The 24006-nt window shown below is 49.1% G+C and carries 16 protein-coding genes; 13 read left to right on the top strand and 3 right to left on the bottom strand.

The window, feature by feature from the left end:
- Positions 1-22 precede the first annotated feature (22 nt).
- From KXJ70_RS14695 to KXJ70_RS14660, 8 genes are all read left to right on the top strand, one after another.
- Complete coding sequence (locus KXJ70_RS14695) at positions 23-3835, top strand: pilus assembly protein (protein WP_219044288.1); 3813 nt, start codon at positions 23-25, stop codon at positions 3833-3835.
- Positions 3832-4278, top strand: coding sequence for a type IV pilin protein (locus tag KXJ70_RS14690; RefSeq protein WP_369409796.1), 447 nt, complete (start codon positions 3832-3834; stop codon positions 4276-4278). Before KXJ70_RS14695 ends, KXJ70_RS14690 begins: the two co-directional genes overlap by 4 nt.
- Before the next feature lie 128 nt (positions 4279-4406).
- Positions 4407-4811: a type IV pilin protein gene (locus KXJ70_RS14685; RefSeq protein WP_219044286.1), complete on the top strand. Its 405-nt coding sequence runs from the start codon at positions 4407-4409 to the stop codon at positions 4809-4811.
- Positions 4799-5251 carry a GspH/FimT family pseudopilin gene (locus KXJ70_RS14680; protein WP_219044285.1) on the top strand — a complete coding sequence of 151 codons (453 nt, stop codon included), beginning with the start codon at positions 4799-4801 and terminating at the stop codon, positions 5249-5251. Before KXJ70_RS14685 ends, KXJ70_RS14680 begins: the two co-directional genes overlap by 13 nt.
- Positions 5251-5823, top strand: a complete 573-nt coding sequence (gene pilV / locus KXJ70_RS14675; RefSeq protein WP_219044284.1) for a type IV pilus modification protein PilV — start codon at positions 5251-5253, stop codon at positions 5821-5823. Before KXJ70_RS14680 ends, pilV begins: the two co-directional genes overlap by 1 nt.
- On the top strand, positions 5820-6914 hold the full coding sequence (locus KXJ70_RS14670; RefSeq protein ID WP_219044519.1) for a PilW family protein: 1095 nt from the start codon (positions 5820-5822) through the stop codon (positions 6912-6914). The genes pilV and KXJ70_RS14670 overlap by 4 nt, the downstream gene beginning before the upstream one ends.
- Before the next feature lie 5 nt (positions 6915-6919).
- Positions 6920-7465 (top strand): PilX N-terminal domain-containing pilus assembly protein, encoded by a 546-nt coding sequence (locus KXJ70_RS14665; protein WP_219044283.1) that lies wholly within the window; start codon positions 6920-6922, stop codon positions 7463-7465.
- A 36-nt stretch (positions 7466-7501) separates the two neighbouring features.
- Complete coding sequence (locus tag KXJ70_RS14660) at positions 7502-11392, top strand: pilus assembly protein (protein ID WP_219044282.1); 3891 nt, start codon at positions 7502-7504, stop codon at positions 11390-11392.
- Between the two features lie 41 nt (positions 11393-11433).
- Here the strand turns inward: KXJ70_RS14660 and KXJ70_RS14655 are convergent, their stop codons facing one another.
- Together KXJ70_RS14655 and KXJ70_RS14650 are read right to left on the bottom strand one after the other, a co-directional pair.
- Entirely contained in the window at positions 11434-12792 is a 1359-nt protein-coding gene (locus tag KXJ70_RS14655; protein WP_219044281.1) for a sigma-54-dependent transcriptional regulator, read from the bottom strand.
- Positions 12793-12819: 27 nt separating this feature from the next.
- On the bottom strand, positions 12820-14409 hold the full coding sequence (locus KXJ70_RS14650) for an ATP-binding protein (RefSeq protein ID WP_219044280.1): 1590 nt from the start codon (positions 14407-14409) through the stop codon (positions 12820-12822).
- A gap of 148 nt (positions 14410-14557) precedes the next feature.
- Here KXJ70_RS14650 and KXJ70_RS14645 point away from each other — a divergent pair, with 148 nt between their 5' ends.
- On the top strand, positions 14558-16186 hold the full coding sequence (locus KXJ70_RS14645; RefSeq protein WP_219044279.1) for an NAD+ synthase: 1629 nt from the start codon (positions 14558-14560) through the stop codon (positions 16184-16186).
- A gap of 263 nt (positions 16187-16449) precedes the next feature.
- Positions 16450-18075 carry a glycerol-3-phosphate dehydrogenase/oxidase gene (locus tag KXJ70_RS14640; protein WP_219044278.1) on the top strand — a complete coding sequence of 542 codons (1626 nt, stop codon included), beginning with the start codon at positions 16450-16452 and terminating at the stop codon, positions 18073-18075.
- 367 nt (positions 18076-18442) lie between these two features.
- On the opposite strand, the gene KXJ70_RS14635 is transcribed toward KXJ70_RS14640, so the two are convergent.
- The gene (locus KXJ70_RS14635; RefSeq protein ID WP_219044277.1) at positions 18443-19309 is read right to left on the bottom strand and encodes an outer membrane protein assembly factor BamD; all 867 of its coding nucleotides are present in this window, start codon (positions 19307-19309) and stop codon (positions 18443-18445) included.
- A 97-nt stretch (positions 19310-19406) separates the two neighbouring features.
- Between KXJ70_RS14635 and rluD the strand changes: the two genes are divergently transcribed.
- The 3 genes from rluD to clpB all read left to right on the top strand — a co-directional run bounded on the left by rluD (position 19407) and on the right by clpB (position 23901).
- Positions 19407-20363, top strand: a complete 957-nt coding sequence (rluD, locus tag KXJ70_RS14630) for a 23S rRNA pseudouridine(1911/1915/1917) synthase RluD (RefSeq protein ID WP_219044276.1) — start codon at positions 19407-19409, stop codon at positions 20361-20363.
- A gap of 51 nt (positions 20364-20414) precedes the next feature.
- On the top strand, positions 20415-21191 hold the full coding sequence (gene pgeF, locus KXJ70_RS14625) for a peptidoglycan editing factor PgeF (RefSeq protein ID WP_219044275.1): 777 nt from the start codon (positions 20415-20417) through the stop codon (positions 21189-21191).
- A 121-nt stretch (positions 21192-21312) separates the two neighbouring features.
- Positions 21313-23901, top strand: coding sequence for an ATP-dependent chaperone ClpB (clpB, locus tag KXJ70_RS14620; RefSeq protein ID WP_219044274.1), 2589 nt, complete (start codon positions 21313-21315; stop codon positions 23899-23901).
- Positions 23902-24006: the final 105 nt, after the last annotated feature.

Here is a 24006-nt window from a genome sequence, read left to right as displayed (position 1 = left end):
GAATATTCTACTGAGAAAAATTATGAATAAAAGTAAGGTTTTTAATTTGCGTAAAAGCTTATTTCTAATGCTATCTGCTTCGATTTTTTTCAGTGTTGGGTTCGCGCCTACTGTTTATGCCGCAGATAGTTGCATCGTCGAGCGAAGTACGAATAAATCTATAGGTAAGAAAAAGTCAAATGAGAGCGTCACCTTTTCGGATTTAAGTAAGATTACGGAAATAGTCGATATTGACGTTGATAAAAATAAGCAGTGCCCGAGTAGAAAATATGGCTTTAATGACAATAAATTGACTGTTTATAACAGTAAGTTTGATAACACAAAGTGTAAGGCTAAATTTACAGTTAAAGGGGAAAAGAAAGATTGCGACTCTGATGAGCCCGTAAACGATGATATAGCCCAAAAGCCGCTATTCTTGACTCAGGCTGCAGAGCCGAATGTCATGTATATATTGGACGACTCAGGTTCAATGCAGTTTGAGTTAATGCCAGACAGTATTATTTACAGCGACGCAAGATATATATTTCCACGTGCTGACGGTGTTTACAAAGGCAGTGATTATAATAATTATGTGCCTACTGTTGAGAAAGATGTTGGGTTTAATGCCCGCTCCCGCTCTCCCCAAGTCAATGCCGTTTACTACAATCCAGGCACAACTTACTATCCTTGGATTAAGGCTGATGGAAGTTACTATCCTAATTCAAACCCATCGTGTGCATTGCATAATCCAGATCGAACTACAAACAGCTATGATGCGAAATTTTGTCGAAAATTAAATGTCGAAGCCAATGATAATTACAATAGCGTCAGGTGGTATAAGTGCAGTAGCGACGGTTCATGTAGTTATGAAACATCGGCAAAAAAATATTGGCCTGCGAAGTATTTTTGGTACAAAGGTACTGGCAGTAATTGGGTATGGAGTAATTTTAAAGAAGTTGAGATTCGCTCGGGTCAAACATACACCGGGGATGGCCGCGAGAATCGAGACGATTGTAATGATGAAGACCCAGTAAGCTGCACATATGAGCAGGAAATGCAGAATTTCGCTAACTGGTATACCTATTATCGCTCACGAATTCTGACAGCCCGCGGCGGCAGTGGCTATGCATTTGCTGAGCAGGGTGCTGGGATAAGGGTTGGTTTTGGTAGCATTAACCAGGGCGAAACGACAATTGATGGCGAGAAAACCAAGGTTATTGTGAACGGTGTGCGTGCCTTTGACGGGGCGGCAAGGACGGAATTTTATAAGTCTTTATATGAGCGTGAAATTCCCAATGCAGGAACACCATTGCGTTTGGCAATTGATTACGCCGGTAAATACTTTTCGCGTAAGGACAATAAGGGCCCCTGGGGAGCTGATCCCGGAACCGATGATGACTCTGACCAGTTGCAGTGCAGAAGAAACTATACGGTATTAATGACGGATGGCTACTGGTCGGGAAACGCAACAAGCGGTGGTCCAAACAATAATAATGACGGTACCGAAGGGCCAACCCTAACCGGCCCAACTGGGGCAAGTTATACCTATAAAAAGGTCTCGCCTTTCACCGATGGTGAGTCCAGTACCTTGGCTGATGTTGCCATGTATTATTGGAAAAATGATTTGCGTACTGATATGGCGAATGTCGTGTCTGTGTCGAAAACTTCGCCGGCATTTTGGCAACATATGACCACGTTTGGTGTGGGTTTGGGTGTCTTCGGTACTATCGATCCTGACACCGCTTTTAATGCAATTTCGTCTGGTGCTTCTATTACCTGGCCTAAGCCAACTTCTAGTGAAGTTAATAAAATAGATGACTTGTTGCATGCGGCGGTAAACTCAAGAGGCGGATTTTTTAGTGCGTCGGAACCGGAGGTTTTTGCCAATAAGCTTGGCAATATATTGCAAACAATTGCCAATGAAAGTAAATCGTCAGCTTCATCAGTTGCTGCTAATTCAACGCGATTAGATTCTGGAACTTTAATTTATCAGGCAAGCTTTAATAGTTTGGAGTGGTCGGGCCGGATTATAGCTTACTCACTAAATGGCGATGGCAGTCTCAATAATGTTGTTTGGGACACCAATAAGGGCGGTATTCCAGCACCGGGCTCGCGGAATATTATTACGGGGGTGGGAGAGCAAGGCTCCAAGGTGACTAAGGCGGTAGCGTTTACCCTTGCCAACTGGAATGAATTGGCAACTAGTCAGCAAAATAGTCTTCGCGCAGGGCAAGCGGCTGACGAAGGGAAGGATCGCTTATCATGGCTGCGTGGTGATAAGTCTAATGAAGGAAGCAAGTTCCGAGAGCGAACAGCCATTCTTGGCGATATTATTAATTCAGATCCTTTCTTTGTCGGCACTAACGAAAATTTTGGTTATAACAAACTGCCCGGTCTTGAAGGTTCAAGCTATGCGGCCTTTTTGAGCAGCAAGGCGTCACGAACAGCAATGATTTATGTTGGGGCTAATGACGGTATGTTGCATGGTTTTGATGCGGCGACCGGCGTTGAGAAGTTCGCCTATATTCCGGTGTCAGCGTATCCGAAATTAGCTGAATTGACCGAGAGTGAATATGAGCATTCGTATATTGTAGATGGTTCGCCGCGTGTACTCGATGCGTATATTGACAATACTTGGAAATCCATATTAGTAAGTTCAACAGCAGCGGGCGGTAAATCTGTATTTGCGATTGATGTAACTAATCCAACAGGCATGGGGGCAGCAAACTTCCTGTGGGAGTTTTCAACAGCGAGTAATGCGACAGATAAGTTGGGTGTAGCAATGAGTCAGCCTGCCATAGCTAGGGTTGCGGCGGGGGCAAATAAGTGGGTTGCAGTCTTTGGGAATGGCTACAATTCTGGCGATACGGTAAAGCTCTTTGTGGTGGACTTAAAGACGGGCACTTTAATCAAAGCGATCAATACCGGTGTTAGTGGTGTTGATAATGGTTTGGCAACGCCAGTACCAGTGGATGTAAATAATGATCGCATCACTGATTTTGTTTACGCTGGCGATCTAAAAGGCAATCTTTGGAAGTTTGATTTAACAGGTGCCAATACAAACCAGTGGGATGTAGCCTATAAAAATGGCAGTGTACCAACGCCGCTATATAAAGTTGTAGATATAGATGGAAATCCGCAGCCGATTACCTCCAGGCCGACTGTTGGTGTTCACCCTAAAGGCGGCTATATGGTTTATTTTGGTACCGGCAAGTACTTTGAGAACAGCGATAGTATATTGCCTGCTACGCCTCCTGTGCAGGACTTTTACGGTATTCGAGATAACGGTGCAAGCTTTGTCGGGAGAGATAAATTGCTCTCTCAAAGCATTGATTTTGAGGGCGAAGCGACAACGGCTAATGGCTTGACTTCGACGAATAAAATTAGAATCGTATCAAATAATAGTGTGGGCACACCCCCTACCTATGGTTGGCATTTGCCATTATACCCACCGTCTAAAACGCGGACAGGCGAGCGAGTGGTTTCGCAGCCCATACTTCGCAATGGCAGAATCATTTTCGCGACAATAATACCATCTGAAAGTGTGTGTGGGTTTGGTGGGAATAGTTGGTTGATGGAGTTAGATGCAGATACAGGTGGCCGTATTGGTGATCCTGTATTGGATATCAATGGCGATGGCAAAGTGAATGCTTTAGATGTAGCGCTTTATCAGGGTGATTATTATCCGGCGAGCGGTATTGGTAGCCCGGAAATGATAAAAACCCCCGGTATTATCGGCGCTGGTGAGCTTGAGTATAAATACACTTCGGGAACTAGCGGTACGATTGGTGTTATTACTGAAACCGGTGGCGGAAGCGATGTTTCTGGCAGGCAGTCATGGAGGCAATTGCAGTGATACGGTTTTCAAAATCGGCGGGCTTCAGTTTAATGGAGCTAATGATAACGGTCGCGATTATCGGGATTCTCGCCTCTATCGCTTATCCCTCTTATCAAGCGCAGATAGCGAAATCTCGGCGCGCCGAAGCAAGTGGCGCGCTGCTCTCTGCTGCGCAGGCACTAGAGCGCTATTATACGGCGAATGGGCGGTATACCACGACGGCTGCAGGATCGACATTGCCGTCGGTATTTTTGACCAAGGTGCCAGAGAATGGCGCTGCCTACTACAACATTGCCTCTAGTTCTGCTTCTGCCAATGCCTTTACGCTAAGGGCCAGCCGTGCGGGGGCGATGGTCGGTGATGACTGTGGCGATCTTACCGTAGATGAAACAGGACAGCTTGGCTTGACTAGCAAGCCGAGTGGTTCGAGCAAGACTGTCTCTGATTGCTGGCGACGCTAGTTCCCAGCATCTCTCGTTATTTTGCCGCTCGTCGGCAAAACCTACCGTTTGTCAGCGTGCTGCTGACTTCTTCACAATATCGTCTAGTCTAAGCTGAGGTTAAAGCTCTAGGCCAAGACGGTACTTGCATGAATCAAAATGGTTTCACCTTAATCGAAGTAATGATCACGGCGGCGATTATTGCCATTCTTGCGATGGTGGCGTTGCCTTCCTATCGCGATTATACCGTTCGGGCTAACCGTTCGGCGGCGGCTAGCTATGTGATGGAAGTGGCAAATATGCAAGAGCGCAACTTTCTTGATGAGCGCAGCTACGCGACGAGTATGGCGGATTTGGGTGCAACGACGCCTACCCAGGTAAGCAGCAATTTTACGATTAGCACCACGGCGAATAACGCGGCGACACCGCCAACCTACACAGTGTCAGCGGTACCCAAAAGCGGACAAGCTAGTGATGATAGCTGTGGCACGCTCACCCTGAATAGTCAGGGGCAAAAGGGACATGCAGCGGGGGGCGCAAGATGTTGGGATTAGGTCGGCAGCGTGGCTATACCCTGCTTGAGTTAATGGTAACTCTTGGCATCGTCGCGATACTGGCTGGTGTTGCGGTGCCGTCATTTAATGACTTTATTCGTACCCAGCGTTTGCGCAGTGTCGCCAGTGATTTAAACGCAACATTCCAGCTTGCCCGCAGCGAAGCAGTTAAACGAAATGCCGATGTCACAATTAGCCGTGTGGGTAGTGGCTGGGTAGAGGGTTGGACAGTAATCTCAGCTGGCAATACCTTGCGCTCGCAAGACGCGGTTTCTGGCGTGAATATTACCGGCAGCGCAGACAGCTTTGCATTCAGAAGTAATGGTCGTATCGATAGCTCAGTCACCTTCAGCTTAGTTAGTTCCGCTAGCAGCAGTGTCGCTAAATGTGTTCGCGTGTCTTTAAGCGGTAGTACCATCACCGATGATGGGAGCTGCTAATGGCAATACGTCATCGTTCTACAAACACAGGTTTTACATTAATAGAAATATTAGTGGCCTTGGTTGTATTGCTCGTCGGCTTGATGGGCGCGGCCGGTTTAATGGTGCGTACTGTGCAGCAGGAAGCGGAATCCTATCAGCGCCTACAAGCGTTGAATGTATTGCAAGATATGGTTGATAGAATTAATGCTAATCGCGCAGTAGCGGATTGTTACTCTTATGGTGCGGCGGGATCAACGATGGGCTATAACGTGAGCGCCTTGACGTCGTGCTCGCTCGGCGATGCTTCTCAGCAGGCTATCGCAAATGCAGATCTTACCGAGTGGAATAATTTACTGCAGGGTGCAGCTGAACAAATTGGCAGTGCCAAAGTCGGGGCAATGGTCGGAGCGAGAGGCTGCGTTCAGCAAATAAGTGCCGCAGATCAAACATATCGAATTACCGTCGCCTGGCAAGGTTTAAGCGAAACCGTCACTGCGACAGAGAATAATACCTGTGGTAAGGATCAATACGGCGACGAGAAATTGCGGCGCATTGTGAGTGCCATTATTCGTATTGGAGACCTGTCATGATTAGGCGTGCGTATCATGTCGAGGCTTCTCAGCGAGGACTGTCTTTAATAGAGCTTCTCATTGCCATGGGGCTCGGCGCATTTATGTTGCTAGGTATCATTAGTCTTGTTGCCTCTGTGAGTACCACGAGAACGGAACTGGCAAACACCTCGGATCAAATTGAAAACGGGCGTTATGCGCTGCAGGTTTTTAATGAAGACGTTGCATTAGGTGGCTTTTTTGGCAAGTACCACCCTGGTATCGGTGCGGTCACTTATACTTCGCCAAGCCCCTGTGAAACAACGGCGGCCAATTTGGGGTTTGATAGCACATTGACGCCGGTGCAGATGCCCTTAGCTGTGAATGCCTTTCCCTATGATAGCGCAAGCTCGGCGCCGGGCCTGACTATACCTAGCTGCTTCAGTGCTGAGGTGCGGGATAAATCTGAAATTCTCATTGTTCGTCATGTTGACCCAAACTCGGTAGCAGTAACTGCGGCGAATATTCCCACCGGAAATACCACGCCGTATCTTCAGATATCAGGCTGTGATTTAGATTCGCTCAGTTTCAGAATAAGTACTGATCGAGCAGATTTAACCCTCCGCGAAAATGGCTGTACAGGTGCACTGTCGACCTTGGCTGAAGCGTGGCCCTACACGGTGAATGCGTATTTTATTTCGCCTTGCAATGATTGCTCTGGCGCGGGTGATGGCATTGCGAGCCTTAAGAGTTATGAGTTTAGGGCTGGCAGTGGTGGTATTCGCACCCTAGTTGAGGGAGTAGAAGATATTCATTTTGACTATGGCCTCGATCTTGACGGAGATGGCGGACCAGATTGCTACGTTGTCAACCCAACGGTAGATACCAAGCCTGCAGCATGCCCAGTGGGTGTTACCTATGAGTGGGAGGCAACTGACAACTTAAATTGGCAGAACGTGGTGTCTATTCAAATTAAGATGTTGGTGCGTGGTAGTCGATCGAGCAGCAATGTCAGCAATACTAAAACATACAATATTGGGCGAGAAATACTAGGCCCATACAGTGACAACGTTAAGCGCCAAGTGTATTCAACAGTCGTTATGTTGCCAAACGTCGCTGGGGTGAGAGAGTGATGCGTGTGAATTTAGAAAAACAACAGCGTGGTGTTGTGCTAATTGTTGTACTGATTATGCTGGGTGTTTTCAGTGTTATCGTGGCCAGCATGCTTACCAGCAGCAATGTTAATTTTAAAATCGCGGGTAATCAGCAGTACCGTGTTGAAGCTAAATTAGCGGCGAGTAATGCTCTGGAAACCTATATTTCCAACCCAGCCAATTTTTCGCTGCCGCTGCCAACAACTAATTCAAATATTCAAAGTGATTTTGATGGCAACGGTGTTGCCGATATGGTCGCCGTTGTGCCGCCGCCGAGCTGTTTACGCATTGCGCCGGTATTGCGCTCTGAGCTTAGTTATCCAAAAGATAAAGATTGTATTCGAACCGCCCAAGATATTGATGCCAATATTTTTCGCGATGAAGAAGGTGTTGCCACGGTAACAAATTCGGGTTGCGTCAAAATGACTTGGGATGTGCAAGCTAACGTCACTGATACTGTAACCGGCACAAATTTAGAGATGCATCAAGGTGTTTATCTTCGTGCGGCTTTGGGAACAACGTGCCTTTAAGGGCGCATTTAAGAAATTAAAAATGGTGAGGCAGTAATGAACGCATTCAATCACACGATGAGAACTTTAATCTCGGCCGTCACATTTTTGTTTGTATCTGGCGGTATAGCGATCGCCGAAGACATCGATTTGTTTGTGGGGAATACGCCATCGTCAGAGGCGCAGACGGTTCTTCTAGCCTGGCATACCAGTGGTAATGTCAATGCCAATGCCGTCCACGGTTGTGTGTATAGTGACAACGCGGGTATTCCAGCGCTTGGCGCAACTACCGTTGGCGGTATGGAGCAGTGCGCGATGGTGAATGCAGTGCTCTCGCTTAAAGCTGATATCGATACATTAGGTGCGCTTAAAGTGGGTTTGATGGTGTTTAATAAAAACAACCTCGACACTAGATTTCCAAATGGTACAAATTTGGGAAATGGCAACAACGGTTGTGGGTATTTGATTATTCCTCCAACTTTGTTAACGTCTGCAGGTATTGATGCTTTTGTTGCAAAGTTAAAAGCAATTGATAGTGGCGTCACTGCAAATGCCTCTGAGATGGGAGATATGATCTCCGAAAGTTGGGCGGCGTTAAACGGTCTCGGCGCATCGGCGTCTTGTTCGGGGGTAAATTACAGTTCACTGGCAACAGCTGGTGGTTTATGTAAAGACTCCGTTTTAGTCTATATTGGCAATGCAACTGCAGCGAATGCCAGTGTGAAAGACGGCAACAATAACCCAAGTGGTGTTCTATTTAATCAGCTTAGTTCGGCGTTTGGTTATGCCAGTGGGTCTGCAAAATATACCAATTACTCGACCATTCGTAATATAACAGGCTTCAATAAAAACCCCGCCAATGATTATTGGGGGGATGAGTGGGCTTACTTCATGCACAACGTGGATGTGGATGACAGTGCCCAATCTGATCGCAATGTTACGACCTATTCAATAGCAGTATACGACCCCGCTGTTGAATCTCAGGTTGCAGAGGAATTAGTTTTCCTGCGTGAGATCGCCACGGTGGGTGGTGGTAAACCTTATCAAGTTACGTCGACAAGCCATGCAGATTTAGCTGCAATATTTCGTGAAATTTTTAATGAAGTATTGGATGTAAACAGTGTTTTCTCTTCCGCAACGCTCCCGGTGAGTGCAAACACCCAAGGTACATTCGAAAACCAAATTTATATTGCCATGTTCCGGCCAAATCCATCTGGCGGTCCCCGCTGGCTGGGTAACGTAAAGCAATTCCAATTTGGCGTTGATATCAGCGGCGGTATCGTACTGACCGATGCAACTAACCCTACCGTCAATTCCCAGTCAATAGTGAACCCGGTTACCGGTGGTTTGGTGGACGGAGCGCAAAGCTTTTGGACAACGAATACGCCTAGCAATCAAGCGCAATGGCCACTTGATGGGTTCTGGAAAAATAGCCCGGAAGGCGATGGCTTTACTTTTGATGCGCCGGATGGTGACTTAGTGCAAAAAGGCGGTGTTGCGCAAATGCTGCGGGTTGACAACCTCGTTAATCAGGATGCGCGACGTGTTTATACCTGCCCAATTGCAGGTTGTGTGAATAACGCTGCGCTAAACGAATTTAAGTCTAGCAATTCGGATTTAGTTAGCGGTCTAAATGCCATTATTTCTTCAGCGGTAAGCACGGTAGATTCGACGATTACCGCTGGTAAGCAGGCGCAGATATCAGGTATCTCAAATTGCACTGGTGGTGGGAATAATTTCAGTTGCACGTATACGTATGCTGTAGGTTCGCCAACGTTTAACTTTGCTACAGGAACTGATCGCGTTGTTCTGGGCAGTGGTATTGCGGGAAGCGCGAAATGTACTAGCGCGGTGCCATGTCAAATTGACTCTGCATCTGCAACGCAATTTGTAATCAAAATGGGTAGAAACAGTGGAGTAGCTTCCGGCACGGCGACGTTTGCTAATGCGAACGTTACGCGGTTGTCTAGTAAGATTAATGTAAATAGACTTAACCACGGTTTGACGTCGGCTCAGGCATTACAGTCTTGTTCCGTCACCGGAACTAATTCCGCGGCAACGTTATTAAACTCTTCGTTGATTACTGGCGCCTCTGTTGCGACTAGTAGCTTTATCAATGTTGATGCCAATAATTACACTGTTAGCTTGGGGGCGGGTAAATATGTTTATGCGAGTTCCTCTGCCGCAGTGAAGTGTACCGGGTCGACCAACTCGCTAAACCCTTCTAGTATCATCAGCTGGGTGCGGGGTGAAGACAATGCAGCAAACGAGCAAATGCCGGGGCCGTGTTCCGATGGTAGTTGTTCGTTAAATGTGCGCGGCTCAATACATGGTGATGTATTGCACTCGCGCCCAGCGGTGGTTAATTACGGTGGTAGCATAGGCGTCGTTGTTTACTACGGTGCGAATGATGGCCTGTACCGGGCAGTCAATGGCAATCGCAGCGCGAATATTAGCAACAGTGGAAACACCGTGACAGTTAGACCAGGCGGTGAATTGTGGAGTTTTATTGCCCCTGAGTTTGTCAGTCAGCTACCGCGCCAATTTAATGACAATCCGGCTATTCGATTCCCTAATACCCCCGCATCGTCTAATGCCCAACTTCGCGATTATTTCTTTGATGGAACAACAACATTTTTCCAAGATACCCGTACTACTGGCGCCACGGCAGGTCATAAATATCTTTACATGTCTGCTCGTCGCGGTGGTCGCTTACTCTATGCTATGAATGTGACCGATCCTATGGCGCCGACAGTAATGTGGCGTTTAACGACCACTCAGCTCCCCGAGTTAGGCTATACCTGGTCGCAACCTAAGGTGACAAAAATTGGTGGGCGCTCGAGACCGGTATTGATTTTCGGTGCAGGCAATTCCCCTGGGCAAGATGCTGACCCGGTTGTCGCGGCAGATACGATGGGGCGCGGTATTGTTATTTTAGATGGCATTACTGGGAAAATAATTTGGGCCGCGCTGAATAATTGTGCGGCGGTCCCCGCTGCGAGTTTCAGTACCTCTGGGACAGAGGGCGTTGTGGGTGTTTGTGTCACTAATAGCGCGCTGACTAGTGCATTTCCAGCGGATATAACCTTGCTGGATAGAGATGGCGATGGCTTCACAGATCGCCTATATGCGGCTGATGTTGCCTCTAATATTTGGCGTGTCGACCTTGACCCATCGGATTCCACTAATATCTATGTGAATCCAGTTACCACAACGCCGGCATCGGAGATCATTCTTACCAAGTTTGCGACCTTGGGTGGCAGCGGTAATAACGCGAGAAAAATGCTCTATCCGCCCGATGTTGTGCCGACGGAGGGGTTCGATCTTGTGGTAGCGTCAACTGGCGATCGTGAGCATCCTCTTTTTAATGGTTCCGCGACCGCTGGTACTGCGCATAATGTGCAGAATCGGTTTTATATGCTCATTGATCCAAACGAGGGGGCATCGGCCGCTGGATTTACAGCCATTGTTGATTCTGATCTGTTAAATCAAACGACCCTAACCTGTTTTAATAGTAGTGATTTAACGGGGAATAGCGTTAGTTGTGATTCTAGCAATGATAAAACCTATGTCTTCGATGGCAGTACCTCGCCCTACCTTGGCTACTATTTGAATTATTCAGCGTCGGAAAAAGGCGTTAACGCGCCGTTGACCGAAACAGGGACGGTGTACTTTGCAACTAATAAGCCGGACTCACCTACTCCTGGTACGTGTAGCAATGGGCTTGGCCGCGCGTTTGCGTACAAAGTTGATATCTTGTCTGGTGAAGTGGTGAAATCGGAATTTGCTGGTGGAGGTTTACCGCCAACAGCGATATCAGGATTGGTATTATTAAATGGCGACGTGCGTTACTTCTTACTGGGTGGGGACGGGGATTCGATCTTTAAACCAAGTGAAGGTAAGCCTATTACCAGTGGTCGCAAGCGTATGTTTTGGTATTACAAATAAGCTGTAGTGCGGAATAGACAGGGCGCCATTGGCGCCCTTGTTTAATCCAGTTGATATTTTTTTAACTTGTAGCGAAACTGCCTAAAGGTCACTCCGAGCATCTTCGCAGATTCAGTTTTATTCCAGCGATTAAGTTCCAGGGCTTCGTTGATGATTTGTTGCTCTATGCCCGCTAAGTAGCCTTCTAAATCACCGCTTGCCGAGTGTAAATGGGCAGCGGAGCTATTTTCAGTGTGACCTGCGTGGCCCACATGTTTTTCCGGAAGTTGGAGGTCTTGTACTTTTATTATATTTTTTTCGCAGAGAGTGGCTGCGCGTTCAATAATATTTTCTAGTTCTCTGACATTGCCGGGAAAGGAATAGGCTTGCAAGGAGGCGAGTGCTTTGTCGTCGAGTATCGGTTTAGAAATTTCCCAGTCCCGCGCAATTTGGCCTAGCATGAACTCAGCTAATAACGGTATGTCGCTGGCGCGCTCACGCAGACTGGGGACTTTAACTTCAATGACGTTGATGCGGTAGAACAGGTCGTTGCGGAAATGCCCTTGGCTGACCTCTTTGGCTAGGTCTCGGTGAGTGGCGCTTAATATGCGAACATCGACGGGTATTTCTTGATTGGAGCCAATTCGGCGAACAGCTTTTTCCTGGATGGCCCGCAGTAGTTTGACCTGCATGTTTAGTGGCAGGTCGGCGACTTCATCTAAAAACAGCGTGCCGCCATTGGCAGCCTCAAACAGGCCTTCCTTGTGATCGTAGGCACCAGTAAAACTGCCTTTAGCGTGACCGAAAAATTCACTTTCTACTAATTCGCTGGGAATGGCGCCGCAGTTGACCGGCACGAAGGGGGCGTCGCTGCGTGGGCCATTTGCATGCACAAGTCGCGCGACAACTTCCTTGCCGCTGCCGGATTCTCCGCTGATGTAGACCGGTGCTTGGCTGCGTGCAAGTTTGATAATTTGTTCTCGAAGGGTGACGATACTGTTGGTTTCACCGAGTAGGCGAGTATTGCTACTGCCATCAAATTGGGTGTCTCTGCGTCCGAGTTTTAGCGCGGTTTTCACTAAATTGCGAAGTTGTTCGACGGAAACTGGTTTGTTAATAAAGTCGAAGGCGCCGGCTTTTAATGCATCGACCGCAATTTCGGTACTGCCGTAGGCTGTCAATACGGCGACTGCGGTGCAGGGGGCTGACGATTGGATATGGCGGACGATTTCCAGACCTGAGCCGTCTGGTAACTTAATGTCGGTTAAACAAAGATTGATTGCGGGGTTAGATTGCAGTGCCTGCAGCGCATCCTTGACTGTGCCGACGGCGATAGTGCTTAAGCCCATCCTACTAATGGTAATGTCTAGCAGTTCGCGAATATCGGGTTCGTCATCGATAATTAGCACAGTCTGTTGCATTGTTATGGGCTCTTTTAATATTCGTTTTTATTCGGCAAGCGTACCGCGATCGGGGTGTGAGAATTGCAGCCGAAAGCAACTTTCCCCTAACTCGGTTCGACGATAGTAAATATGTATTTGATTTGCTAAACACAATTCTCGACAAAGATAGAGGCCTAGGCCGTTTCCTTGCTCTTGGGTTGTGAAAAAGGGCTCAAATATTTTGTCTTCGTCTTCCGAGTTTATGCCGGGACCGTTGTCTATGATATCAAGACTTACCGCACCGGAACTCGGATTTTTCAGGCAGCGAAAAGTAAGCACGGCTTTGTCATTGGTTTGCGCACCGTGGCGAGCGCCGTTTTCTGCGATATTAGAAATAATTTGCATCAGCTGGCTGCGATCGACGTTCACATCATCATTTTCCAACGCCTTATCAAACTCTATATCCAGTGGCGTGTGGCTCACAGGTTGCCAGTCATCTAGGAACTTCTCTAGCCAAGTGCTCAAGCTAAAACGCATTGGCTCAGGGCTGCGGCCGCGCGACATTTCCAATATATTTTTAATGATATCGTTCATGCGCATAGCGTGATTTTGAATAATAGCGGCGAAGCGTTGGTCCGCTGCTTGTAGATCGGGGCTCTCTGCCAGTAGCTGGGCTGCGTGGCTAATAGCACTGAGTGGATTGCGGATTTCGTGGGCAATGCTGGCAGTAAATCTACCCAGTGATGCTAACTTTAAATTCTGTGCTCGCTGGGTAATTTTGCTGATATTTTCGATATAAAGTAGGCGATCGCTGTCTTTGCTTTGTTCAAGCACGCTCATGTTGACGTGCACATCTAGATGTCGAGACCCAATAGAAATGACCTTTGCGCAGTTCTCTGCGCTTCCGGCCATGTCGATAAGAATGGCCGGTACATAGTGATTATTGTTTACTACTGGTGTTGGGATATCGAGTAACTCAGTAGCGGCGGCGTTGATGAGTTTGATTTGTCCACTTCGGGACATGACCACAATCCCTGTTTGCATTCTTTGAACAATACGCTGGTTGATTCGCGATAGTTGTTCGATATCGGCGCGGCGTAGTTCGGCCAACTGCTGGGCTTTTACGATACGAGCGCTTAGATAGCGAATTGCGATAGCGGCGGAGAAGTAGGCCGTGCCCGTCATTCCAGCGACGATAAAGCGTTGGGCTGATACCCGCTCGCTTAAAGTGTGCGCCGCAACTTCGCTGATGGTGGATATGGTGGCAAGGGCGGCGATGGCCAAGCTGAGCTGGCTAGGCATGATAATGCTAGCCGCACTGATGGTGACGATGAGTAGCAGTGGTAGACCAGAGTCTGCGCTACCAGAGCAATAGCTCATTACCATAATGACGCCGATATCAACAAAGAACTCGAAAAATAGTTGAGTCTGGGAATAGCGCTGGCTAAATAAGGTATGAATAAATAAGGCAAGCAGGGCAAAAAGAACGTAGCCAATAACGGCGATGGCAAACCATTTTGGTGCAGTGATGCCAAGGGTGGAGTTTGCGGGCCCGAAAATCAGGGCGATAAGAATCATTGCGGCGAGTACAAAGCGGTAGGCGCTGTACACTCGCATGATGGCCCGTTGCTGGGAGAATTCTTGCGCAAACGACATAATATGCCCTGATGTTAGTCAAAGCGTAGTTTATACGTCCATAGTGGGGGATGCACTCCCGCTTATTTGCTAGAATATGCAGCTGTATTCATGTGCTTTGCTCGGGACGACTGGGCGAGGCCTCGTTTTTATAGATGGAATTGCATTAATGACCTCCCTGCGTATCGTAATGGCTCAGATAAATCCCGTCGTCGGAGATATCGAGGGCAATACCAATAAGATTATTGCCACAATCGAAACAGCGGTGTCGCGCCATGATCCCCAGTTGATTTTATTTCCTGAGCTAGTGGTGACGGGTTATCCGCCGGAAGATCTTTTGCTGCGCTCCAGTCTTACCCACCGGATAGAGCGGGCTTTGCAGCGTATTGCAAGTCATGCGCCCAAATGCTACGTGGTTGTAGGGTATCCGCGATCTATCGATGGCGATTTGTTCAATGCAGCCGGCGTGTTTTTTGGCGGTAAGTTGGTCAATGAATATCACAAACAATGTCTGCCCAATTACCGCGTATTTGACGAGAAACGCTATTTCAAAGAAGGGCGCGATACGCTGGTGATGGATATTTTTGGTGTGCCCACGGCGATTAGTATCTGTGAAGATGTTTGGGAAGATGCGCCAACGGCTGGCGCGAAGGCTGAGGGCGCGCAGTTAATGCTAAATCTGAGCGCCTCACCATTCCATGCGGGCAAACAAATAGAGCGTGAGGCGCTGCTGGCGCAACGCGCTTGGCAGGGTGGTATGCCGGTGGTGTATTGCAACCTTGTGGGCGGGCAGGATGAGTTAGTTTTCGATGGTGCCTCAATGGTGGTGTCTGCTGAGGGCGAGTTAATTGCGCGGAGTCCCGCCTATGTGGAATATCTCAACTGTGTGAATGCTCGCTGGGATGGCCGGCGTTTGCGCTTCGACGATGGTGAAGTCAGCGACTTGCGCCCAGTCCTAGAAGATATCTATGAGACGCTAGTTTTGGGTGTTCGTGACTACGTTAACAAAAACGGCTTTAACGGCGTTGTACTGGGCCTTTCTGGCGGTATCGACTCGGCCTTGACCTTGGCGATAGCGGTTGATGCACTGGGTGCTGATCGAGTTGAGGCGGTGATGATGCCCTTCCGCTACACCGCATCTATGAGTATGGAAGACGCACAATCCCAAGCCAATGTGCAGGGTGTGAGCTATAAAGTGATGTCGATTGAAGCAATGTACGATAGCTTTATGGCGGCCTTAAGTGATGAGTTTGCTGGCATGGCCGCCGACAAAACGGAAGAGAATCTGCAGGCACGTTGTCGTGGCGTGTTGCTAATGGCGATTTCCAACAAGAAAGGGTATTTGGTTCTCACAACCGGTAATAAGAGCGAAGTGGCAGTTGGCTACTCTACTCTGTATGGCGACATGGCCGGTGGCTTTGATGTATTAAAAGATGTGGTCAAAACCCGAGTGTTCGAGTTGGCAAGGTACCGCAATACTGTGTCACCGGTTATTCCTCAGCGGGTTATTGATCGGCCGCCCTCGGCGGAGTTGGCACCGGACCAGAAAGACCAAGATAGCTTGCCGCCTTACGATATTCTAGATCAGGTTCTTGAGCGCTATATCGAGCAAGATGAAAGTGCCGAAGCGATCATTGCCGAGGGCTATGATCGGGAAATGGTTTATCGCATATTGCGCCTCGTGGACCTGAACGAGTACAAACGACGCCAGGCACCTATCGGCACGCGGATTACCGAGCGTGGCTTTGGTCGAGATCGTCGCTATCCGATTACTCAAAAGTGGGTGATCGGCGACTGAGTTCTTTGTACGCAATGAGCTTGCAATGTTTTTTATAGTGCGCTGCTGATATAGGCTAATCCGGCGAGAGGCTGGCACCGTATCGCTATTCTCCACAGTGCTCTAAAGTACTTTTGAGAACATTGGTTTTCAGATTAAAGTGCGGGTCTAGAGTCGCAGTATTGATTTGAACCATCTTGCTGGAGTCAGAAAGCACCTCAGTAGTCACAGTCAAATTTGATTGAACTGATCCTCTAACCCTTTGGCTTAACGTCAGGATTGTAATGGAATTACGGGCAAGTAACGTCAGTAAACTACGCGATGGCTATTTCGACGTACTTATTTTAGGTGGCGGTATTAACGGTGCTGTTTCGGCTGCCTCCCTGGCTGCCAAGGGCGTAAAAGTGGCGCTGGTTGATAAAGGTGACTTTGCTGGTTTAACCAGCTCTAACTCCTCAAACCTGGCCTGGGGTGGCATTAAGTATTTAGAAAATCACGAATACTTTTTAGTTGATAAGCTTTGCCGCAGTCGCAATCATTTGATGCGCAGCTATCCGTCAACGGTGAAAGAAATCCGTTTTCTCACCACCATTCAAAAAGGTTTTCGCTTTCCCGCATTTTTGGTCTATCTCGGCACTATCGTCTACTGGGTTTTTGGTCGCTTCGTGACCCGTGCGCCAAAGTATTTAAGTGCTGCTGGCTTGAGTAAGCGCGAAGGTGTTATTAACACGTCACAGGCCGCTGGCGGCTTTGAATATTCCGATTGTTACCTTTACGACAATGACGCGCGCTTTGTTTTTAACTTTATACGCAGCAGCTTAAATTATGGCTGTATTGCTGCGAATTACGTGGAATCCTTGGGATCTGAGCGTAAAGGGGGCTTGTGGCGTACGCGTCTGAAAGACAATCTCAGCGGCGAGACATTTACAGTGCGCAGTCGCGTGTTAATTAACGCCTGCGGACCCTACGTCGACACGCATAATCAGCTCACCGGGCAGCACACAGAACACCGTCACTTGTTTTCTAAAGGCGTTCATCTCATTGTTGACCGCGTATCTGATACTCAGCGAATTCTTACCTTCTTCGCCAGTGATGGGCGTCTATTTTTTGTGATTCCAATGGGACCAAAAACCTGTATTGGCACCACCGATACCCAAGAGGCCAGCCCCGAAGTAGAGATGACGGCGGCGGATCGTCAGTTTGTGTTAGACAACGTTAACGCCCTGCTAAATCTAGAGCGACCGCTAACGGTGGACGATGTGATAGCCGAGCGCTGCGGAGTGCGCCCTCTCGCGCTAAAAGGCCAGGACGGGGTTGCGGATTGGGTCAAACTGTCGCGCAAGCACGCCATCGATATAAGCCACAAAGACCAACACCTGAGTATTTTTGGCGGCAAGCTGACCGACTGCCTGAATGTTGGCGATGAGGTGTCTGATGTTGTTGCCAAGCTGGGTGTTGCGGTGCCATACCCGGAAAAGTGCTGGTATGGCGAGCCCAGCAACAGCGTTAAAGAAGAATTTATGCATCAGGCTAAGTTAATGGGGCTGGATGAGATGACCGATCCGTCCTCGTCCGAGCCGCTAACCCAGCGCCTGTGGCGGCGCTATGGTCGCAGCGCGATAGAAATGTTGGAAATGATTCGCGAAGATCCCAGCTGTGCTGAGCTGTTGATTGAAAACGCCGAGTATCTGCGCTGTGAGATTGAGCATGCCGCTCGGCGTGAAATGATTAGCAAATTGGATGACTTTTTACGTCGCCGCTCCAAGATTTCACTGGTGGTGCGTCGCGAGGAAATTATCAAGGCCCCAGGTTTAAAAGAAGCCTGCGAGATCCTGTTTGGCGATGAGGCAGAGGCTAAATTGCAGGAGTATATTGAGGAGACTGCTGGACGTCGGGAGTCGGATGTCTGACGAACGGCCGGTAGCTCAACCGGCGCAGCTATTCCGAGAGCCTTACTGATCTATAAAAAAGCCCGAGATTATTAATACAACTCGGGCTTTGCGGTTTTACATGCCAGACTCCAGTCCTCCGACATCTAGCCGAGAGATACTGCTGCGGAGACAGTCGGACGTCGGGGGTCTGAAGCCTGATGCAAGGTCAAAAGCAAATGAGCAGGCTGGAAGTTTGGTGTCTGATGAAAAGCTCGCAGTTCAGGCTGCGGGGTTGTTCTTGGTTTCTTTCTGAGTCAATAAAAAAGCCCGAGATTATTAATACACCTCGGGCTTTGTGGTTTTACGTCAGACGCCAGACGTCAGTCCTCCGGCGTATAGCAAGGTCTCAATCTTCTTCTCTGTTATCAAATTTCGGTGGCTCGTAACGGTCAAACAAGCCCAGCGTGGCCTTGTTCACAAACGACCCTTCCTGCTCAATACCAACTTGGCTGATAAAGTTACCCTTTTTGTCTAGTGAAGGGTGATCAGGGAAATTCTTGCGCAGCACAGATAAAGACTGATCCGCTAAATCGTTCATACCCAGTAACAAGTAAGCCTGTACCATTACCGCGAGTGCGTCTGGTATTGCGGGGGTTTGCGGTAGGTTTTCAATGACATAGCGACCGCGGTTAGCTGCTGCTAGGTAAGCTTTGCGTTTGAAGTAGTAGTTGGCCACGTTGATTTCATAACGGGCAAGGCGGTTGCGCAATTGAATCATGCGCGCTTTGGCGTCATCTGCGTATTCGCTGTCTGGGAAGCGTTGCAGCAACTGGCGGAAGTCATCAAAGGATTGAATGGTTGATCCTGGGTCGCGCTGGGTCATATCGGTGGGGATAAAACGCTCTAGAAAGCCCTCGCCATCGGTGTAGTTTGCCAAGCCGCGCATATAATAGGCGTAGTCCACTTTTTGATGCTGTGGGTGCAGGCGTATAAAGCGGTCTGCGGCGGCCACGGCGGCCTCATTATCGCCACGGCGGTAATGGGCGTAGATGATTTCGAGTTGTGCTTGTTCAGCGTAGGGCCCAAATGGGTAGCGGCTTTCCAGCAGCTGTAAATTATCGACAGCCAATGCAAAGTTCTTGCTTTTCAGGTAGCCTTGCGCCGTTTCATAGATTTCCCGTTCGGACAAATCTGGGCGGTCTTGTTCGCCAGCGCAGGCTGCGATCAAAACGGTAATAAATAGTAGTGCAACGACTTTTACGACAGCTTTCATGTAATTTTTCCAAATAGCGGAAGATCCCCGACGACCCCTTGCCATGGCGAGGGCCTGCTATTTAAACACAGCCGGATGATGGTATAAAGAATCACATATGACCGAGATAATTGATCGACAGGAAATCGTCCCCGACGCCCACAATGGTGAGCGTTTCGACCAAGTGGCGGCGCAGTTGTTCCCAGAGTATTCGCGCTCGCGGCTGCAAACCTGGATAAAAAGCGGTGAGTTAACCGTAGATGGCGATGTTCGCCGCACCCGCGACAAGGTGCTGGAGGGCGATACGCTGGTATTGAAGGCGGAGCTGCAGGTTGAGGTTCGCTCGGTAGCGGAGCCTATCGACCTTAATATTGTGTATGAAGATGATCATGTTCTGGTGATTAACAAGCCCGCGGGCTTAGTTGTCCACCCCGGTGCCGGCAATCCTGACGGCACCCTGCTCAATGCGCTGCTCAATCATTTCCCGGAAATCGATAAAGTCCCCCGTGCCGGTATTGTCCACCGCCTCGATCGCGACACCACCGGACTGATGATTGCCGCTAAAACCCTGGAAGCGCACACCAGCTTGGTTGCGCAGCTGCAGGCGAGGGAAGTACACCGCGAATACGACGCGGTGGTGTTTGGCACCATGACGGGTGGTGGCACGGTTGACGAACCCATGGGTCGGCATCCCCGTCAGCGTACCAAAATGGCGGTGTCACAAGTGGGTGGAAAGGAAGCCGTTACCCACTATCGGGTGACGCGTCGCTTTTTAAATCACACCCATATCCGCTGTTTTCTAGAAACAGGGCGCACCCATCAAATCCGCGTCCACATGGCTCATATTAAGTACCCTTTATTGGGTGATCCGCTTTATGCGGGGCGTCCACGCCTGCCCAAGGGCGCAACCGATTTGCTGATTACCACGCTGCGTGGTTTTGGCCGGCAGGCGCTGCATGCGCGTAAATTGGAGTTAGAACACCCAATCAGTGGCGATACCATGTCGTGGGAAGTGCCTTTGCCCGAAGATATGAAAGCCCTGTTGGCGGTATTAGCAACGGAAGATGTCCGCTAGATTCTCTCAGCGTTAGGGTTCTGGCGCGTTCAATTTGAGCCGAGTAGAAAAGTGATCATAGACGACTTCATAAAGCCCGATTGGCCGGCACCCGCAAATATTGTCGCCTTGGCAACGACACGGCTAGCGCCAGCAGGTCTTGTTGGTGCTAGCGGTGGGGCCTACGCGAGCTTCAATTTGGGCGATCATGTTGATGACGATGCCGCTAGCGTACAGCAAAATCGTGCCGGACTGCTCGACGTTTGCGACGGACTGCAATCCATTGTCTGGTTGCAACAAGTGCACGGCGTTGACGTACATTGTGCCAGCGGCGCGAGCCCGGCTCCCATTATTGCTGATGCCTCGATTACAGCGCAGTCCGGACTCGCATGCGGAATCATGACGGCAGATTGTGTGCCGGTTTTATTTTGTCGCCTAGATGGTGGTCAGGTGGCCGCTGCACACGCCGGTTGGCGAGGCTTGTGTGCAGGTGTGTTGGCAAATACGGTGAAGTCCTTCGATTGCCCGCCGCAAGAACTTATGGCGTGGATTGGGCCCGCGATTTCTGCCGTGCACTTTGAAGTTGGCGCTGAGGTGTATCAGGCATTTATTGATAATTTTGGCGCAGTGTCAGCGGAGCAAATTACCCAAGCATTTACGCCGTCGGTGCAAAGAGCGGGACATTTTTACGCCGATCTTAATGCGCTTGCTAGCGCTCAACTCCAAAAATTAGGTGTAGCCTGGGTCGGTAGCAGCAATATGTGTACCTTTGCAGATGCCAATCGTTTTTATTCCTTTCGTCGCGATGGTCAAACTGGTCGTCAGCTTAGTTTGATCTATATCAAATAGTCCCGTAGTTAATTCCCCTTATTCTATCTAGCCTTGAATTTCATTTGTTAACGCCCCATTTATAGTTCAGGGAGGGCGAAGTATCACTTCGTCGTTTCATCGATTTTTTGGAGAACCTGACATGCGTGCTGATCGTTTCACTAATTCATTGCAAACCGCGCTGGCCGACGCGCAATCGCTCGCGCTGGGGAAAGATCATCAATATATAGAGGCCGTACATTTATTGTCTGCCCTGATAAAACAGCAGGGTGGTAGCACGCGGCCATTACTTGGGCAGTCGGGCGCAAATTTGCCAGCGCTAGAGCAGAAAGTCGCCGCTGAGTTAGACCGTTTGCCCACAGTGCAGGGCGCCAGCGGTGATGTCCACGTGTCACAAACCTTGGCAAGAGTATTTAATGTTTGCGATAAGCTGTCGCAGCAGCGCCAAGACAGTTATATATCAAGTGAATTGGTTTTGTTGGCCATGCTGGAGGTCGGCGGCGAGACGGCAAAATTACTCACTGACAACGGCGTTGTTAAACCTGCGCTAGTTGCCGCCATAGATAAAGTGCGCGGCGGTCAGCCGGTGAACGACGCCTCGGCAGAAGAGTCTCGGCAGGCATTAGATAAGTATACGATTGATCTCACCGAGCGTGCCGCATCGGGCAAACTCGATCCTGTGATCGGGCGCGATGATGAAATTCGCCGCACCATTCAAGTTTTGCAGCGCAGAACCAAAAATAACCCAGTATTGATTGGGGAGCCGGGGGTGGGTAAAACCGCCATTGTTGAAGGCTTGGCGCAGCGTATTATTAATGGTGAAGTTCCAGAAGGCTTAAAGGGCAAGCGCGTACTGTCGTTGGATTTGGCAGCGCTGTTGGCAGGCGCCAAGTTTCGCGGTGATTTTGAAGAGCGTTTAAAGGCGGTTTTAAATGAACTCGGCAAAGAAGAAGGTCGGGTCATTTTATTTATTGATGAGTTGCATACCATGGTTGGCGCCGGTAAGGCGGAGGGGGCCATGGACGCCGGTAATATGCTCAAGCCCGCGCTCGCACGTGGTGAGTTACATTGCGTTGGCGCCACAACTTTAAATGAATATCGCCAGTCTATTGAAAAAGACTCGGCACTTGAGCGACGGTTCCAGAAGGTCTTGGTAGAAGAACCCTCTGAGGAAGATACCATCGCTATTTTGCGCGGATTAAAAGAACGCTATGAAGTGCATCACAGTGTCGATATTACCGATTCGGCGATCATTGCCGCGACGAAATTATCCCAGCGCTACATCACCGATCGTCAGCTGCCGGACAAAGCCATCGATTTAATCGATGAAGCGGCGAGCCGTATTCGCATGGAAATTGATTCAAAACCAGAGGTGATGGATAGGCTTGAGCGACGCTTAATTCAATTGAAAATTCAGCGCGAGGCAGTCAAAAAAGAAGACGATGATTCGGCTCGTAAGCAATTAGAAAAATTAAATATTGATATCGAAAAGGTTGGCAAAGAATTCGCTGATTTAGAAGAAATTTGGAAGGCAGAAAAGGCGGCCTTGCAAGGTTCTGCGCAAATTAAAGTGGATCTAGAAAAAGCCAAGATGGATATGGATAACGCTCGCCGTGCTGGCGATCTAACGCGCATGTCAGAATTGCAGTACGGCGTTATTCCCGGTTTAGAAAAACAGCTACTTGATGCCGATAAGGAAGATCACGGTGACATGCAGCTATTGCGAAACAAGGTCACCGAAGAAGAGGTGGCAGAGGTGGTGTCGCGCTGGACAGGCATTCCCATTAGCAAGATGCTGGAAGGGGAGCGAGACAAATTATTGCGTATGGAAGACGAATTGCATCGCCGCGTGATTGGGCAAACTGAAGCGGTCGATGCGGTCTCTAATGCAGTGCGGCGGTCGCGGGCAGGTTTGAGTGATCCGAATCGCCCCAACGGCTCCTTTATGTTCTTAGGGCCAACCGGTGTCGGTAAAACGGAACTGTGCAAAGCCCTGGCGATGTTTCTTTACGATAGTGAAGACGCGATGGTGCGCATCGATATGTCTGAATTTATGGAGAAGCACTCAGTCGCTCGTTTAATCGGTGCGCCTCCAGGTTACGTTGGCTATGAGGAGGGTGGCTATTTGACCGAGGCTGTGCGCAGGCGCCCCTATTCATTGTTGCTATTGGATGAGGTCGAAAAGGCCCATCCCGATGTGTTTAATATTTTATTGCAGGTTCTAGATGACGGCCGCTTAACCGATGGTCAAGGCCGGACGGTGGATTTTCGAAATACCGTGATAGTGATGACCTCAAACCTTGGCTCAGATGTGATTCAGGAAATGACATTGGCTGCGAGTGGTTACGATAAAATGAGAGAGGCCGTTTTAAATGTGGTTTCCGGGCATTTCCGTCCGGAGTTCATAAACCGAGTCGACGAGCTAGTGGTATTTGAGCCCCTGGACAGAACCCAGGTGCAAGCGATTGCCGGTATTCAATTAGAGATTTTGAATAAGCGGCTTGCTGAGCGCGAGTTGCGTCTAGAGGTGAGCGATGAGGCCATGAGCCGACTTGCCGATGTCGGTTTTGATCCGGTGTACGGCGCGAGGCCCTTGAAGCGGGCTATTCAGCAGCGCTTTGAAAACCCCCTCGCGCAGCGGATATTAAAAGGCGAGTTTACTCCGGGGCAAGTTATTACGGCGACGGTGGAAGACGAAAATATTGTATTTAAGGTGCCGCGCTTGCAGTAGGTTTTGTCGGGTGAGCTGACTGTCGCCGCGAGGATATTTTTATTTTAGTGATCTGTGTTGTGTGGGGCCGCGTACAAATGGCGGTCAATACATAATAACCGGGGT

Source organism: Zhongshania aquimaris, assembly GCF_019312595.1.
GTDB classification, from domain to species: domain Bacteria; phylum Pseudomonadota; class Gammaproteobacteria; order Pseudomonadales; family Spongiibacteraceae; genus Spongiibacter; species Spongiibacter aquimaris.
The sequence above is the reverse complement of the archived record's forward strand: the minus strand, read 5'-3'. Positions and strand labels throughout refer to the sequence as shown.

Coding starts and splice junctions, on each gene's coding strand:
- KXJ70_RS14660 (WP_219044282.1), top strand. CDS start 7,502: ATGAACGCATTCAATCACACGATGAGAACTTTAATCTCGGCCGTCACA.
- KXJ70_RS14680 (WP_219044285.1), top strand. CDS start 4,799: ATGTTGGGATTAGGTCGGCAGCGTGGCTATACCCTGCTTGAGTTAATG.
- KXJ70_RS14645 (WP_219044279.1), top strand. CDS start 14,558: ATGACCTCCCTGCGTATCGTAATGGCTCAGATAAATCCCGTCGTCGGA.
- rluD (WP_219044276.1), top strand. CDS start 19,407: ATGACCGAGATAATTGATCGACAGGAAATCGTCCCCGACGCCCACAAT.
- pilV (WP_219044284.1), top strand. CDS start 5,251: ATGGCAATACGTCATCGTTCTACAAACACAGGTTTTACATTAATAGAA.
- clpB (WP_219044274.1), top strand. CDS start 21,313: ATGCGTGCTGATCGTTTCACTAATTCATTGCAAACCGCGCTGGCCGAC.
- KXJ70_RS14670 (WP_219044519.1), top strand. CDS start 5,820: ATGATTAGGCGTGCGTATCATGTCGAGGCTTCTCAGCGAGGACTGTCT.
- KXJ70_RS14635 (WP_219044277.1), bottom strand. CDS start 19,309: ATGAAAGCTGTCGTAAAAGTCGTTGCACTACTATTTATTACCGTTTTG.
- KXJ70_RS14695 (WP_219044288.1), top strand. CDS start 23: ATGAATAAAAGTAAGGTTTTTAATTTGCGTAAAAGCTTATTTCTAATG.
- KXJ70_RS14655 (WP_219044281.1), bottom strand. CDS start 12,792: ATGCAACAGACTGTGCTAATTATCGATGACGAACCCGATATTCGCGAA.
- KXJ70_RS14685 (WP_219044286.1), top strand. CDS start 4,407: ATGAATCAAAATGGTTTCACCTTAATCGAAGTAATGATCACGGCGGCG.
- KXJ70_RS14650 (WP_219044280.1), bottom strand. CDS start 14,409: ATGTCGTTTGCGCAAGAATTCTCCCAGCAACGGGCCATCATGCGAGTG.
- KXJ70_RS14640 (WP_219044278.1), top strand. CDS start 16,450: ATGGAATTACGGGCAAGTAACGTCAGTAAACTACGCGATGGCTATTTC.